We start from the raw sequence: 15,719 nt of genomic DNA on the forward strand, positions 1-15,719 counted from the left end.
AATGGTTGAGAATTCGGTAAATATTAACGTTGGAATGTCAGTTTCTCAAAAGATTAGGTCTTTTGTAGAACTGATGAAGATGAGACTATCTCTGCTGGTAGCTTTTTCTTCTGCTTTCGGCTATACTTTAGCTATGGGAGGAAGGGTTGACTGGTTGCAGTTAGCAGCACTCTTTGTTGGAGGTTGGCTCATTAGTGGAGCTTCTTGTACTGTAAACCAAGTGCTCGAAAAAGATTACGATAAGCTGATGAAGAGAACTCAAACCCGTCCGTTACCTACGGAAAGGTTGAATAACTCTGAATCGCTTTGGTTTGCATTGTTTACGGCTATTGCTGGAATCTCATTATTATGGGCTTCCACAAACCTACTAACAGTTGGTTTGTCAGTGCTTTCTATGATATTGTATAGCTTTGTTTATACTCCCTTAAAAAGAGTAGGGCCAATAGCTGTTTTTGTCGGTGCTTTTCCTGGTGCACTGCCTCCTTTATTGGGTTGGACAGCTGCCACGGGTACCATTTCTCATGAAGCATTAATCATCTTCGGTATTCAGTTTGTTTGGCAGTTCCCTCATTTCTGGGCTATTGCATGGGTGGCCGATGAAGATTATAAGAAGGCTGGTTTTAAACTTCTTCCTGTAAAAGGTGAGAAAGATATGAAAACCGCTTTCCAAATAATGACCTATACATTATTCCTCATTCCGCTAGGCTTGTTGCCAACGTATTTCGGATTGACAGGAATAAATTCTGCTGTGATAGCCACGGTATGTGGGGTGCTTTTCTTAGCATCCACTATTAAGTTAATGAAAGATCAGTCTCGTAAGTCAGCCCTAAGAATCATGTTTGGTTCTTTCTTGTACTTACCGATTGTTCAGATTGCGTATTTGTTGGATATGGTAAAGTGATGATGGCAGAAAATTACAAATTGGTAGATGCTCCGGTAGAACAACCGCTTTCAATGCACCCTAAGAAGTTTGCATTGTGGCTGTTCATTGTTACCGTAGTGATGATATTTGCGGCATTTACAAGTGCCCATATTGTAAGACAGGCGGATGGAGATTGGTTGATATATGACCTGCCTTCCATGCTTTGGTACACTTCAGGAATTATCATTTTGAGTAGTGTATTTATGCAGTGGGCTTACATTGCAGCTAAAAAAGATAAGTTGGAGCAGGTAAAGCTTGCTTTAGGAATAACCACCATTCTAGGAATTTTATTCCTGTTTGGTCAATTGAAAGCTTGGGAGCAGATGGTAGACGCTAATGTTTACTTTACTGGAAACCCTGCAGGAAGCTTTTTATACATATTCACAGGTATACACGCTTTGCACCTAATTAGCGGTGTGATATATCTGATATATATGCTAATTTCGTCCTTAAGAAATAAAGTGCATTCTGAAAATATGCTCAATATGGAGATGTCTTCTACGTGGTGGCATTTCTTGGGAGGACTTTGGATTTATTTGTTCATATTTTTATTGCTGAATCATTAATAACTAACCCAAACTATGGCAACTACTGCTACAATGAGTAAAAGATCCCTATGGGGTGGTGGAGCTGTCCAGCCGCTGAAGGCGAGTTACGGAAAACTGATGATGTGGTTTTTCCTCGTGTCTGATGCCTTCACCTTCTCTGGATTATTAATTGCTTATGCTTTCTTAAGATGGAGTGCTCCTGCGTATAATGGAGACCCTGAAGCATTTACTTTCTCTACTGAATACTGGCCTATACCTGAAAAAGTATATGAGGCTTTCCCTGGTTTTCATGGGGTTGAACTTCCTCTAGTATTCGTTGGTCTGATGACCTTTATTCTCATTTTATCTTCTGTAACTATGGTATTGGCTGTAGAAGCAGGTCATAGAATGGATAAAAAAGCGGTAGTAAAGTGGATGCTTTGGACAATTATTGGTGGTTTCGCTTTCTTGAGCTGTCAGGCTTGGGAGTGGTCTCACTTTATTTCAGGTACCGATACTGCAACTATCAGTGATGTGATGGTTAATGGTATCTGGAAAGAAAATTATGAGATTTTCGGAGCTAACTTAACTTTCAATCAATACGGACCGCCAGCATTTGCTGCTTTATTCTTCTTCATTACTGGTTTCCACGGTTTCCACGTATTCTCTGGAGTTGTATTGAACGTAATTATTTTCTTCAATGCTGCTACAGGAGTTTATGAAAGAAGAGGCCATTATGAGATGGTTGAAAAAGTAGGCCTTTACTGGCACTTTGTAGACCTCGTTTGGGTATTCGTATTTACTTTCTTCTACTTGATCTAAAAGACTTTTTATAATGGAACAAGCAACAACTAACGTACAAGTTCAACCTGTTGATAAGGCTAAAATCTGGGGTATCTGGAAAGTTGCTCTTATCTTAGCAGTGGTTACTGGTATAGAATATGTCTTCGCCTTTCAAATGGAGGCAGGCGCATTAAGAAACGTTATCTTCATTGGCTTAACAATTGTTAAAGCATTCTACATTGTAGCTGAGTTTATGCACTTGGGTCATGAGGTAAAGGGTCTTGTGTATTCAATCATTCTTCCAATGATTTTCATTCTATGGCTTATCATGGCCTTGGTGAATTTGGAAGGCGCAGCTATTAAAGACGCTCGTGGTATTGTAGACTACGAAGGCGATGGTATTGAGCATGTAGATGAAGAACACTAAGCGAAATATTAGATTTATATAAATCAAAATCAGGCTGAACACATTGGCCTGATTTTTTAGTTTATACAGTATGCGTAAAAAGTCTGTCTTTCTCTTCTTACTTATTGCCTTGCCGGTTATCATCTTTCTTTTTTTAAAGTCATTCGGCAGAAATGAGTTTACAATACCTGTCTATTACGAACAAGGACTTGGAGACTCACTAAGTACCCCTTGTTTAGATAAGGCTAAAGAGCAGTATGTGGTGAACAACCCGTTAGTTCAAAAAGGAGAGATTAACATAATTCATTTTGAAAGATTGGATGGGCCTGTGTTAAAGACTCGGCTGGAGGAATTAGAACGGGTTCAAGATGTGTTCTTTAATGATGACGAAATTAACCTGAGCACATATCTTAATGGTTCCAGTATTGCGTTAAGCGATATCACGGATTATGACCGGAGAATTCAGTTTCAAGATCAATTCTGGAAGATTAATGAAGTAGACTCCACAGCTTGGGCTAACCTTAAATATTGCTCAGTGGCTATGACCAACCTGGATAATAGAGTTGTTTTGGTAGATAAGCAGAACCGAATAAGGGGATATTACAATATTATTGAGCGTGAAGAAACAGACAGGCTCATACTTGAGTTAAGAATTTTAAAAACCGAAGAAGATAATGTCGGAGCAGTTGGAGAGTAAGAAGTCTATGCTATGGATTAGGGTTTTATCTATAGCTATCCCATTGGCTGTAGCAGTATTGCTATCGTTACCCACCAAGTTAGATTTGGGAGACTGGGTATATAATTTGCCACATGCTATTGGAGCCATTAATACACTAACTTCAATTTGTTTAATAGTGGCTTTTGTGGCTATTAAGAAGAAGAATATCGCACTTCATAAAAAGATGAACAGTGCAGCTTTTATTCTAGGAGCAATCTTCTTGGTGTTATACGTAATTTATCACGCAAGTGCTGAATCAACAGCTTTTGGTGGAGATGATACAACCAAGTACATCTATTATTTCTTCTTAATTACTCATATTCTACTTTCGATAGGAGTTGTACCATTGGTGCTTTTGGCTTTCTTCTATGCTTTAAATGGAATGATTGAAAGGCATAAGCGAATTGTGAAATACACCTTTCCTATTTGGCTTTACGTTTCTGTAACTGGAGTTACAGTATACTTAATGATTAGCCCTTATTATGCACATTAATCGGATTTCAGTGGTTTAAAACTTACCTTTGAGCGATGTTAAAACGGATTAAAAGATACTTGTTGACCTTGACTTTGCTAGTATTAGCAGCAAGTCAAAGCTTTGCACAATGTGCAATGTGTAGAGGCTCTGTAGAGTCTTCAGTGAGTGCTGGAGATACCTCTATGGCGGCCAATCTAAATCTTGGTATACTATATCTATTTTTTGCGCCTTATGTTTTAGCTGCGGTAATCGCTTATATCTGGTACAAAGCGAGTAAGAAAAATGTCAAAAAGACCCAAGCTACTGGCAGTTTTGCAGGGTAGATGCCCTCAATGCAGAGAAGGTAAACTTTTTCCGCATGCTGCTTATAACCTTACCAAATTCACAAAGATTAATGAGCATTGCTCCTCTTGTGGAGTTAAGTTCGAAAGAGAGCCTCGTTTCTTTGATGGAGCTATGTATATAAGCTATGGCTTATCGGTAGGTCTTTTTCTTGTATCTGCATTTATCATATATATGTTCTTTCATCCTGTATCGGAAAACGTTTATATGATAGCCATCATTTCAGAGGTGGTTTTGCTGTACCCAATCATGTTTCGCTCTTCACGTGTTTTCTACCTCTATATTTTTGGAGGATTGAAGTACGGAGGAAAGAAGAAGTAAATTTGTTGTTAACGTCTCCTTCCTTCTTGATCGCCTTCCAGAAAGGCTTGTGCATTGTCGACCCAATTCAATACAGCATCAATAATAAAGATTAATACCCCGCTTTCGTTTATTCTTTACTTTACTCGAATGATAGTAGTTTAAAACTGAGCTTATACGGAGTCATCATAATCTTTTGTGATTATTTAAAGAACCTATCGTTCACATTGTTAATTCATCCACTATAAATCCAATCAGATTACTAATAGCATGTATGAGGGTTACACTCCAGAAGGCACTGCTTATGCCTTTCCATTTCGATATAAACCAGTAAACCCAAGCAAAGTAAACCCCAATCACTATCATTACTAGAACATAATAGATATTGTAATTATGAGTTAAACCGAACAGTATACCTGCGACTAAAATGGAGACATGTTTTATGTATTTGGTTTTATTAAGAGTGAATTGAAAAAACTCTATAAGGAAAAATTGAAAAATAAAGGTTTCAACTATTGGAGCTATAATTACACTAAGAATAAAAATATTCACCAGTGATAGGTTCTGTAGAAAATCAACTTCTGTTAAAGAGTTATCTATTGATTCTAGGATGTAAGAGAATAAAAATATAATTCCAATTTGGAATATTGAAAGAATTGATACTACACGGCTTAAACTAAATGACTGCAGTCTATATTCTACCCTATCTATTTTCATTCTTAATAAGAATTAAGGGCCGTCAGTGTATTTTATTATGGATTTTGAAAAATAAGAAAATACAAATACCACCTATGCAAAAATCTATTATAAAATCTTTAGATACGCCTTGGGTGAAAAAAATACTAATTGAATTGATAAGAAGTATTACTCCAATTATCAAAAGTGTTTTTATCCAAACCTTCATTAAAGTAGTTTTTAAATTTTCAAAAAAATACTGTCTGACAGTAAGCTCTTAATTTCTAAATGAACTATGTGCCCCTCAAAAAAACATCTTCAGCAGCCCTAAGTAATCCAGCAGCTATAGCAATTCTACCTGCAATCGTCCAAAAGTCAACATTGCTGTGCTTCAGATCAGATGAGTTCAGTTCCCTGATTTGATAATTTTCGCTCTTCACGTGTTTTCTACCTCTATATTTTTGGAGAATTGAAATACGGAGGAAAGAAGAAGTAATAAGAAAGATGCTATTAGAAAGTAAGGTAGTTCTCACCGTAACTTCAGAGTTCTAATATTGGCCTCCTACGTGATGATTTAGTCTATATGCTTAGAGCTCTAACCTTTTAATTTCCTAGCATCGGCTCACCTTGTAGACCAGCTAAGAAGCTATCCCATTCTACTATTACACTAACAGTAATCAACAAAAATGCAGCTATACCAATGTATAGTAAAACCTTCTTTGTTTTAAGTCTTTTTAACCTGCTCATATTTAATGTTTATTGGTTTTATATGATTCGTTAAATATATAATTTTATTTAAATAGTAATAAAAAAGAGGGTGATTATGTGAGGGACAAAGTATCAACTCTCGTGTTTGTAGTTTCAATCATTCGCTTTTCTCTCTGAGAACTTCATTTAGGTAGTATTTTTGCTATGAATGTGCTAATTCGCATCAAGCGAGAAATTATTAGTAGATTCCCATATCCCTAAAGGCAAAGCAGACTTGAATCAAATCCGTCAGTTCATTTTTAAGCACAAGGCTTTTTTGCTCAGTATTTTACTGGTGGGGCTCACCCTCATTATAGATGAGGCAATATTTTCAGATCAGAAGAGAAGGGTCAACCCCGACCAAACCATAACTGATAATCTTCATCAACAGCTAGATAAGTTAGAGCAACAACTGCAGCAGATCAGTGATGTGGCTGTGGTAGACCTCAGTAGGTTGTTTAATCGTTTCGCTAGTAATGAAGAGTTCCCTTACTTTATTTTCGAGGATGGAGAGGTGATTTATTGGAGTACTAATCGGTTTGTACCGAAGTATGGTACGCTGGATGGTACCTATATTTATAAATTCCTCGACCTCAAAAGTGGACAATATATTGTAAAAAGGAAGGTGATTAATAGCGCCCAAAATAGGGTGGTAGAGATTTATGCCTTGTTGCCACTGAGTTCAGATGTTCCTCTTAATGATTCTTATCGTGATTATGGACTTAACGGGGAAATATTCGGCAGGTCTACTTTTACCTTTACTCAGGTAGAGTCTCCAGATAAGTCAAAGAATATTTATTCACCCGAGGGTATTTTCCTTTTTTCATTTGAGGGTACGCAACGAATGAAGATTGACTACCCCAATTATGCTATTTTCATCGTGCTGTCGTATATGATAGCCATTTACTTTTTCCTGAAGGGAGGGTATCAATATGCAGGAGAATTAGGCAGTAGAAAGCTTGTTCTTCCATCTATACTACTTTGGGGTACCTTTCTTGGAGTAGCTCGCTATTTCATGTTGAAATATGAATATCCATTGAGTGTTGTAGAATGGAAGTTATTCGAGCCAGATTACTTTGCGGCTAGTATATGGCAACCTTCACTTGGAGATTTCCTCTTGAACCAGCTCGCCATATTGAGCTTTGTTATTTATGCTTTCATTAAGCTTACTGCCTATCAGCAGATGAGAGCTTATACTAAATGGTCTAACCTGATAATATCTGTACTGCTGCTAATATTAGGTATGTACTATTTCACTGAGCAGGTACAATCACTTTACGCCAATTCTCAATGGTCTTTCGATGTAGGGTCTGATATTAATTTTTCCTCCTTCAAGCTAATGGCCTATTTAGGGATCTTTTTAATTGGTGTAATCCCTTTCTTAATAGCGCAATACCTGAGCATAGAATTGAGGAAGCTCAAACAGAAGAAGCCTGCAATCATAGTGTTTATTCTCATTGCGCTGGCCTTGGGCGTAACTATTTACTTGATTAGAAGCGAATACCTTATTGTATTACTGGTGCTGACAATATACCTGTTGGTTGTGTTCAGTTTTCGTTTTGCCGAACAGCTTTATCAAGCCAATTATGCCACTTTTCTTTACTTGTTTACTACAGCCTTATTGGTTGCCACTATTTGTAATGTGCTTCTGGGCGAACATATTAGAAAAGAGCAGTTGCAAGATAAGCGCAGCTTGGCAACAAGGCTTTTATCAGAGAATGATTTTGAGGCGGAATATTTACTGTCTCAGGCTAAAACAAGAATTGAATCTGATGTGCTGATTCAAACGAACATTGCCAATCCGTTCTCATCTAAAGACCTTATTAGGCAGAAAATACAGCGGGTTTTCTTGGGCGATTATTTCGATAAATATGAGATTGAAATTCTCATTTTCAACGGTAGCGGCAATCCTGTAAATAGTTCTACTAGCCTGAACTATGATGTGCTGAAGTCGGAGTACGGAAAACCAGAAAATCAGACGGCTATAGAAGGGTTGTTTTTCTATAGATCTAACTATCCGGTGGCCCTAAACCAGTATTATTTATTCAATGAGATTAGAAGATATGATGCCGTAATTGGCTATGTATTGGTTAGGTTGGATAGAAAGGAAATTCTCAATAATAGTATTTTACCCCAGCTTTTGCTTTCAGATTTTGGCCTTTCCACAAACCTTCAGCATTTAGATTATGCGGTATATGATGGAAGGCAACTGACCAATAGTGTAGGAGATTTCAACTACAGGAGAGATTTTGATGTGAGTCAATTAAGTGAAGAACTCATTTATCAACGGCCTGTGCCACTTTCTGGGTATGATCATTTGGCGGTAAGAAATCAGGGCAATGATCAGGTTTATGTAGTCTCTAGCCCGCATTATCCATTACAATATGTAATCACCAATTTCTCTGTCTTTTTCTTATTTACTGTAGCCATGATAATCCTGATTTTTGGGATTTCTACTGGCTATTTCAACTCCAAAAAACAATCTGTTACACTATCCGCAAAGATTCAGATTCTATTGAATTTTGCCTTCTTCCTGCCTCTTATAATTGTCAGTATAGTGGTACTTAGATTGGTAAACACTACGGTAGAAGAAAATATTGAGAATCAATATTTGACTACAGCAGAAAGTGCAGCTGAGAATCTGGCAAATCAGTTGCAGTTATTTTTAGAAGGAAGAAATGAGAATAACGAGGTGCTCGAAAACCGAATTTCGGAGATAAGTCAGTATGCTCGTGCCGATATAAACCTATTCAATAATAGCGGAAGGCTGATAGCAACCAACCAACGACTGATTTTCGACAATGAGTTGTTGGCACCATTTATTAACCCTAAGGCCATGGCCAACATTGTTGAGTCGGGAGTAAAAGAGGAGCTTTTTACAGAGCGTGTCGGGAATTTAGATCTGAGTTACAAGTCTACTTATTACGGTATTCGATCTAACGAGAATAATGAGCTGCTAGGGGTGCTTAGTATGCCATTTTTCGACTCTGAGGAACAATTGAAGTCTGAACAAAGAGATATACTCTCCAATATTCTCAATTCTTTTACCTTTATTTTTGTCATTTTTGTAGTGCTTTCATTCTTGGCTTCAAGAATACTTACTTACCCGTTCAAATTCTTAACTGAAAAGATAAAGACCACCACTTTATCCAACTTAAATGAGCCATTGGCTTGGCCTGCCGATGACGAAATTGGCCTTATGGTAGGGGAGTATAATAAAATGCTTGCCAACCTTGAGAAGAGTAAGAGAGCATTGGCTTTGAGTGAAAAGGAAAGTGCGTGGAGAGAGATGGCTCAACAGGTGGCTCATGAAATAAAGAATCCGCTTACACCAATGAAACTGAAGCTTCAACACTTAAAGCGTGTTTTAGCAGAAGCACCAAATCTTGGAATAGATTTTAACAGACCCATTGATAACTTGTTAACTCAGGTAGAAACTTTGAGTGATATCGCCACTTCTTTCTCGTCATTCGCGAAAATGCCAATGCCTAAGAGTGAGCGGATTAATCTAGTAGAAGTACTTAAGAAGTCGGTGCGTTTGTTCAATGAAGATAGCATCGAAATTAAGACCAATATTCCGAAACAAGCTGTTTGGGTGATGGCAGATGATCAATTATTGGGAAGGATTTTCAATAACCTTATTTTAAATGCTGCACAGGCCATGCCTGATAATGAGATCTGTATGTTAGAAGTTGAACTTTTGGTGACGCATAACAAGGCCAGAATTACCTTTGCAGATAACGGAGAAGGTATACCAGAAGAAATCAGAGAGAAGATTTTTATACCTAAATTTAGCACCAAAGCAGAAGGGTCAGGAATTGGTCTGGCCATAGCCAAACGTGGGGTAGAACACGCAGGAGGGAGTATATGGTTTGAATCTGCCGCTGAGGAAGGCACAACCTTCTTCTTAGAATTTCCGCTAACTGATTAAGTGTGCAACGTTGGTCACTGGTTCTTTTACTCACACTCATAGGCTCGGCTCTGGCTGCTCAGTCTAGTTCAGAAGCCTGTAAATGGGTGAAGACTGATTCACCGCAAATTCTAGATTCTCTAACTGTTTTCCCTGAGTCAATTCGAATAACCGAACCAGATTCCAGTCAAGCATTTCAGTTCGACCTCAATACCAATACCATCAGTTTTCAGAATAGCCCTTTCGATTCGGTCAGGGTTTGTTACAGAACCTTGCCCTTTGATTTGCATTCTACCAAAGCCAATAAGACACTCGATATTTACGATTCTACCGCTTTGTTTAAAGATGTGGTGCTTTATCAGCAGGCTTTGGCAATACCTAAAAGGGAAGAAGTGATTAGTACAGAAAACATTTATAAGACAGGAAGTATCTCTAGAGGCGTTTCTTTCGGAAACAGGCAAGATGTATTTGTCAATTCGACCCTGAACCTTCAAATGGAAGGGCAACTTACAGAGAATGTAAATCTGAGGGCTGTTATTACGGATAGGAATGTTCCTTTTCAGCCTGAAGGAAACACTCAGCAAATTCAGGACTTTGATAATGTGTTTATTGAGTTATTCAACGAGGATAAATGGAGACTGAAAGGTGGAGATGTGGTACTTCAAAATGGGGAGTCGAATTTTCTAAGGTATTATAAGAATGTTCAGGGAGCTCAATTCACTACAAAGTATAAGATGGCTGGCGGGTTTGAAGCGGAAACAACAGTGGCTGGCTCTGTAGCCAAAGGCCGCTTTGCCTCTGTATCCATCGATCCTATTGAAGGAGTTTTAGGGCCGTACCGAGTAAAAGGGCCAAACAACGAAAGGTTTATCATTATTCTGGCTGGTTCGGAAAAGGTGTTTATTGATGGGGAACAGATGACTCGTGGCTTCGATAATGACTATGTGATAGATTATAATCTCGGAGAAATCACGTTTACTAACGAAGTACTGATTACCAAGTTTACCAGGATTAGAGTTGATTATGAGTATTCTGATCAGAATTATTCACGTTCAATTATTCAGGCAAGTCATTATCAGCGAAACGATAAGTTGAATTTTGCTTTCAATTATTACAATGAAAAGGATAATCGAAATCAGCCGCTCTTATTTGATTTATCGGATGAAGAAAAGGTCATTTTGGCGAATGCTGGTGATGATTTGGACAATGCAGTAACCTCTCGTGTCGATAGTGTAGAGTACAATCCTGACCTAATCCTTTATCGTAAAACAGAGGGGCAAGATGCACTAGGAGTCAATTATGATATCTACCAATATTCGACAAACCCGGATAGTGCCTTCTTTGATGTCAGGTTTACTGAGGTTGGTTTTGGTGGTGGTAATTACGTGCTCAGAAACACAACTGCCAATGGTAGAATTTATGATTGGGTTGCTCCTGTCAATGGGCAGGCACAAGGCAATTACGAACCGATTGCTATTTTAAATGCTCCCAATCAGAGGTCTATGGTGACTTTGGCAGGTGGAGTAAAGCTCAATAAAACGGATGAGCTCCAAGCAGAGGTGGCTTTTTCTAAAAACGATGTTAACCTGTACTCAGAACAAGATAGTGAAGATGATGACGGTTTGGCTTACAAAGTATCCCACGAAACAGAAGGACGCTCAGTTAGCTTTCTGCCTAACTATAAGCTTAACTCCACACTTTCTTATGAGTATAACAGTGAGTCATTCTCCTTTATCGATCGTCTGAGGTACATAGAGTTCGATAGAGATTGGAGCTATAATCCGGAAGATTTCAATCAGAGTTTCACAGAGAACATATTCAATGCTGGCTTCGATTTGAGCAAGGATGCCTCTAATAATCTCTCCTATAAATTGGTTAGGAGAAAAAGGGGCGAGGCAGTAGATGGTTTTCAGCAGTACCTGAATCTATCTAAAAGACTAGGGAGGTTTCAGCTAAAGTCAGATGCTTATCTGATGAATAATGATCAGCAGATTTTGAAGTCAGAATGGAACCGATTCAATCTGGACTTTTCTTATCGGAGTAAGTGGTTGATTCCCGGCTACAAGTACCGAATAGATAGAAATTCTGTAGTCAATTCAACTACAAGTGAAGTGGTGCGTTCTGCCATGAACTTTGAAGAGTATTCATTCTATTTGAGGAATTCTGACACGTTGCGAACTACCTACGGAATTGAGTACCAATTGAGAGAAGACCGATTGCCAATTAATGGAGAGTTGGTGGATAATAACCAGTCTAGGACCTTCAATGCATTCTTCAGAACTAACATCGATAATACCAATCAACTCTATATGCTCTTCACTTACCGTAACCTAGAGAACCTCAACGAAGCTGGAGAGGATAGAAATGATGAAACCATTATGGGAAGAATTGATTGGTCAGGTTCATTTTTCGATGGAATCATACGGTCTGATTTAAACTATAACTTGGCTAACAGTAGAGAGTTGAGAAGGGAGTTTATTTTCATTCAAGTACCTACAGGAGAAGGAACTCATACCTGGAGAGACGATAATGGTGATGGTGTTCAAGATTTGAATGAATTCTACCTTGCTGTGAACCCAGATGAAAAGAACTATGCTAAGATTTTTGTGCCTACCGATACTTTTGAGGAGGCTTTCAATACCATCATCACATATCGTTTTAATCTAAATTTCCCACTTCAATGGTCTTCAGAGAAGGGTATTAGGAAAATGCTTTCACACTTTTCAAACACAACGGCATGGGGTTTAAATGCTAAAATTACGGACGATGACCTAGGCCAAAGACTTTTACCTACCAACGTGCCCGATGCTGAAGTGCTGGGGTATAATGAAAACCTACGTTCTACCTTGTTTTTCAATAAATCTAACGCTGTATTTGGTGCCGATGTAGGCATTGCTCGATTGGAGAATAAGCAACTTCTCGTTAATGGTTTTGAGGACAGGCTTAGCGAAGATTTTCGATATCACTTAAGGTGGAACATTAATAGGGGACTAAACCTGGATTTGAACTTTGTAGATGGTCAGCGAGTCAGTCGTTCTGATGTGCTAACACAGAGAAACTATCGGGTGGTTTCAGAAAACTTTAATCCCTCATTAACACTTCAACCTTCTAGAAATTTGAGATTTACAGCTTCTTATGCTTTTAAAGATAAGGGTAATGTATTTACAGAAACTTCTACAGAAAAAGCAGAATTAACAGAGTTAGGCTTGGGGGCTAGATTTTCAAAGGCAGTTCAAACAAGTATTACCGCCAATTTTAAGTATATCGATATCAAATTTGAAGGAACGGAGACCTCGCCTGTTGGCTATGAATTACTGGAAGCTTTAAGGCCGGGTACTAACTTAACCTGGAACCTCAATTGGCAACAAAAACTTGGTAGTGGGCTGCAACTGTTGGTTCGCTACGATGGTAGAAAGTCTGAAGGAAGCCCAGTTGTTCACTTAGGAAGAGTGCAAGTGACGGCACTTTTTTAGAGACAGTTGTTGATTCTAATGAATAGCTTAGGCATTATCCATTCATTGCCTTCACCTTGCGCATTAGCTTATTGGCGAAAACAAATTCATCTAGTTCCTGAACCCCAGAATGTATAATATCAGAAGAGGTGCCTTCCCAAAGTTTTTTAGAGTTGGAGATAAATAGAATATACTCACCAATCTCCATTACAGAGTTCATATCGTGCGTTACAATGACGGTTGTAATCTGATATTCATCGGTAATTTCTGCAAGCAGCTGATCGATCTTAATCGAGGTCATCGGGTCGAGACCAGAGTTAGGCTCATCGCAGAAAAGATATTTGGAGCTATTCACTAGTGCTCTGGCAATACCTACACGCTTCTGCATACCACCACTAATTTCAGATGGCATTCGCTTATTCGTGTTTTCAAGTTTTACCTTCTTAAGCATGGTGTTTACTCTGTCCAGCTTTTCATCTTCTGGCATTTTAGTCAACACATCTAGCGGGAATTTTACGTTCTGTTCAACATTCATGGAATCGAACAAAGCTCCGCCTTGAAACAGCATACCAATCTCCCTTCGGATATCAGTTTTGGTGTCTCTATCTGCATTCACGAAGTTCCTGCCATTGTAAAGAATCTCACCAGAATCTGGCTTGAACAAGCCTACAATGTTCTTCAGCATTACACTCTTACCAGAGCCACTGGCACCAATAATCAAGTTAGTTTTGCCTTGTTCAAAGGTTCCTGAGATATCTTGAAGAACAGTTTTATCTCCAAATGATTTCGTTAAATTCTTTACTTCGATCATCTTACTAATAGGAGTTGAGCTAAAACAAAATCACTTAAAAGAATAGCAATACAGCTTACCGTTACTGCTTTTGTACTCGATTGGCCAACTTCTAATGCACCACCTTTGGTGTAGAAACCCATATAGGCAGATATAGAAGAAACTAGGAAACCAAATACAACGGATTTAATAAGAGCGAAGGTGACACTGAACTGATTGAAGTTCATTTTCAATCCCATTAGATAGTCTGCAGAACCAACTACGCTTGCTAACTCTGCTGCCAGATAACCACCACTAATGGCCAGGGCTCCAGCAAGAATTACCAAGAACGGATACATTACAACCGATGCGAATATTTTAGGAAGTACCAAATAAGATACAGAGTTGATCCCCATTACTTCTAGAGCGTCAATTTGCTCGGTAATTCTCATGGTACCCAAATTGCCAGCTATACTAGATCCTACTTTCCCTGCAAAAATGATAGCGGTAATAGTAGGTGCCAGCTCCAAAATAGTGAGGTCTCTAACTACTAAACCAATAACACTATCAGGGATAAGTGGGCTAATTAAGTTATAGGCAGTTTGCACTGTTGATACTGCACCCATAAAGACCGATACAATAGCTACTAAAACAATACTATTCAGTCCTATGTAAGCACACTCATCGAAAATGAGTTTTACGTAAGTTCTAAATGACTCAGGATTAGTAAAAAGTTTGCCAAGAAATATAATGTACCTTCCCAGGTTGCTCATAAGGCTCTAATGCTGCGTGAATGCCTGTCTAACAACGGCAAAATAACAAAACTTGTACGAATGGCTTTATGTTCCCTCAAATAAAGCTTTTGTTCATTTTCGTTTTAAAGAAAGAACTTACTTATGATGGTCGGCTGCATTTATTGCCGCTCCGATTATACCAGCATTATTAAGCTTTTCAGAAACCACATAGGGTGTTCTAATCTTAATCTGATCGCGGAACTTGTGAATATGCTTGCTTACTCCACCACCTAGAATAATGTAGTCTGGGGTAATAATGCGCTCTACATGCTTGAGAAACTTATTTACGCGTTTGCCCCAAACTTCAAAGCTGAGATCTTCCCTTTTTCTGGCCGAATCTGCCGCAAAGTACTCTATCAGATCACCGGTTTTATAGTATAAACGACCTAATTCAAAGTTGGGAATAATCTGGCCATCATAGAAAACGCCACTGCCCAGCCCTGTGCCAATAGTAATGACTATTACAAGTCCGGCTTTATGGTGTCTGCCAGCTCCAAAACGCATTTCGGCAATTCCTGCAGCATCGGCATCGTTGATAACGGTTACAGTTTCTCCCGAAAATTCACACAGTAGATCATCTATTTGCGTGCCCTTCCAGCTTTTATGTAAGTTGCTGCTATACATAGCTTTGCCATTGACAATTACCGTAGGAAAAGCCACACCAATATTATCTTTCCAATTGAGTTGGTTTTTGATGTCTCGAATTACTTCTGCAACAGCCTCTGGGGTAGAGGGTTGAGGAGTCGCTATTCTAATTCTGTCTGATATAAGTTTCCCTGTTTCGGTTTCTACAATAGCGCCTTTTATACCGCTGCCACCAACATCTATTCCAAGAATCTCCATACAATTGTTTAAATAAAGGGCATCAAGATATTGTAATTCTCATTAGTCTGCAATCA

15 protein-coding genes are annotated in these 15,719 nt (G+C 38.6%); 10 read left to right on the plus strand and 5 right to left on the minus strand.

What is annotated here, in order from left to right:
- Position 1 precedes the first annotated feature (1 nt).
- The 8 genes from cyoE to AWW68_RS10450 all read left to right on the plus strand — a co-directional run bounded on the left by cyoE (position 2) and on the right by AWW68_RS10450 (position 4,494).
- Complete coding sequence (cyoE, locus tag AWW68_RS10420) at positions 2-901, plus strand: heme o synthase (protein ID WP_084375652.1); 900 nt, start codon at positions 2-4, stop codon at positions 899-901.
- A 2-nt stretch (positions 902-903) separates the two neighbouring features.
- Positions 904-1,488 carry a cytochrome c oxidase subunit 3 gene (locus AWW68_RS10425; protein ID WP_068220842.1) on the plus strand — a complete coding sequence of 195 codons (585 nt, stop codon included), beginning with the start codon at positions 904-906 and terminating at the stop codon, positions 1,486-1,488.
- A 15-nt stretch (positions 1,489-1,503) separates the two neighbouring features.
- Positions 1,504-2,271, plus strand: coding sequence for a cytochrome c oxidase subunit 3 (locus AWW68_RS10430; protein ID WP_068220459.1), 768 nt, complete (start codon positions 1,504-1,506; stop codon positions 2,269-2,271).
- 13 nt (positions 2,272-2,284) lie between these two features.
- Positions 2,285-2,659: a cytochrome C oxidase subunit IV family protein gene (locus AWW68_RS10435; protein ID WP_068220462.1), complete on the plus strand. Its 375-nt coding sequence runs from the start codon at positions 2,285-2,287 to the stop codon at positions 2,657-2,659.
- A gap of 70 nt (positions 2,660-2,729) precedes the next feature.
- Positions 2,730-3,335 (plus strand): hypothetical protein, encoded by a 606-nt coding sequence (locus AWW68_RS10440; protein WP_068220465.1) that lies wholly within the window; start codon positions 2,730-2,732, stop codon positions 3,333-3,335.
- Positions 3,313-3,849 (plus strand): DUF420 domain-containing protein, encoded by a 537-nt coding sequence (locus tag AWW68_RS10445; RefSeq protein ID WP_089082287.1) that lies wholly within the window; start codon positions 3,313-3,315, stop codon positions 3,847-3,849. The genes AWW68_RS10440 and AWW68_RS10445 overlap by 23 nt, the downstream gene beginning before the upstream one ends.
- A gap of 35 nt (positions 3,850-3,884) precedes the next feature.
- Positions 3,885-4,154, plus strand: a complete 270-nt coding sequence (locus AWW68_RS19935; protein WP_084375653.1) for a hypothetical protein — start codon at positions 3,885-3,887, stop codon at positions 4,152-4,154.
- Positions 4,114-4,494: a DUF983 domain-containing protein gene (locus tag AWW68_RS10450; RefSeq protein ID WP_068220471.1), complete on the plus strand. Its 381-nt coding sequence runs from the start codon at positions 4,114-4,116 to the stop codon at positions 4,492-4,494. The genes AWW68_RS19935 and AWW68_RS10450 overlap by 41 nt, the downstream gene beginning before the upstream one ends.
- Positions 4,495-4,695: 201 nt before the next feature.
- Here the strand turns inward: AWW68_RS10450 and AWW68_RS20480 are convergent, their stop codons facing one another.
- Entirely contained in the window at positions 4,696-5,190 is a 495-nt protein-coding gene (locus AWW68_RS20480; RefSeq protein WP_068220474.1) for a CPBP family intramembrane glutamic endopeptidase, read from the minus strand.
- Between the two features lie 561 nt (positions 5,191-5,751).
- Positions 5,752-5,895, minus strand: a complete 144-nt coding sequence (locus AWW68_RS20080) for a hypothetical protein (RefSeq protein WP_157717609.1) — start codon at positions 5,893-5,895, stop codon at positions 5,752-5,754.
- Between the two features lie 277 nt (positions 5,896-6,172).
- On the opposite strand from AWW68_RS20080, the gene AWW68_RS10465 reads away from it, so the two are divergent.
- Together AWW68_RS10465 and AWW68_RS10470 are read left to right on the plus strand one after the other, a co-directional pair.
- A complete protein-coding gene (locus AWW68_RS10465) occupies positions 6,173-9,826 on the plus strand; it encodes an ATP-binding protein (RefSeq protein ID WP_157717610.1) in 3,654 nt (1,217 codons plus the stop codon).
- 2 nt (positions 9,827-9,828) lie between these two features.
- Complete coding sequence (locus AWW68_RS10470; RefSeq protein WP_068220487.1) at positions 9,829-13,278, plus strand: hypothetical protein; 3,450 nt, start codon at positions 9,829-9,831, stop codon at positions 13,276-13,278.
- A 34-nt stretch (positions 13,279-13,312) separates the two neighbouring features.
- Here AWW68_RS10470 and AWW68_RS10475 read toward each other — a convergent pair whose 3' ends face one another.
- The 3 genes from AWW68_RS10475 to ppgK form a co-directional block, all read right to left on the minus strand.
- A complete protein-coding gene (locus AWW68_RS10475; protein ID WP_068220489.1) occupies positions 13,313-14,068 on the minus strand; it encodes an ABC transporter ATP-binding protein in 756 nt (251 codons plus the stop codon).
- Positions 14,065-14,799, minus strand: coding sequence for an MlaE family ABC transporter permease (locus AWW68_RS10480; RefSeq protein ID WP_068220491.1), 735 nt, complete (start codon positions 14,797-14,799; stop codon positions 14,065-14,067). The genes AWW68_RS10475 and AWW68_RS10480 overlap by 4 nt, the downstream gene beginning before the upstream one ends.
- A gap of 117 nt (positions 14,800-14,916) precedes the next feature.
- Positions 14,917-15,663 (minus strand): polyphosphate--glucose phosphotransferase, encoded by a 747-nt coding sequence (gene ppgK / locus AWW68_RS10485; RefSeq protein ID WP_068220493.1) that lies wholly within the window; start codon positions 15,661-15,663, stop codon positions 14,917-14,919.
- Positions 15,664-15,719: the final 56 nt, after the last annotated feature.

It is taken from the genome of Roseivirga spongicola (genome assembly GCF_001592965.1).
Classification (GTDB): Bacteria; Bacteroidota; Bacteroidia; order Cytophagales; family Cyclobacteriaceae; genus Roseivirga; species Roseivirga spongicola.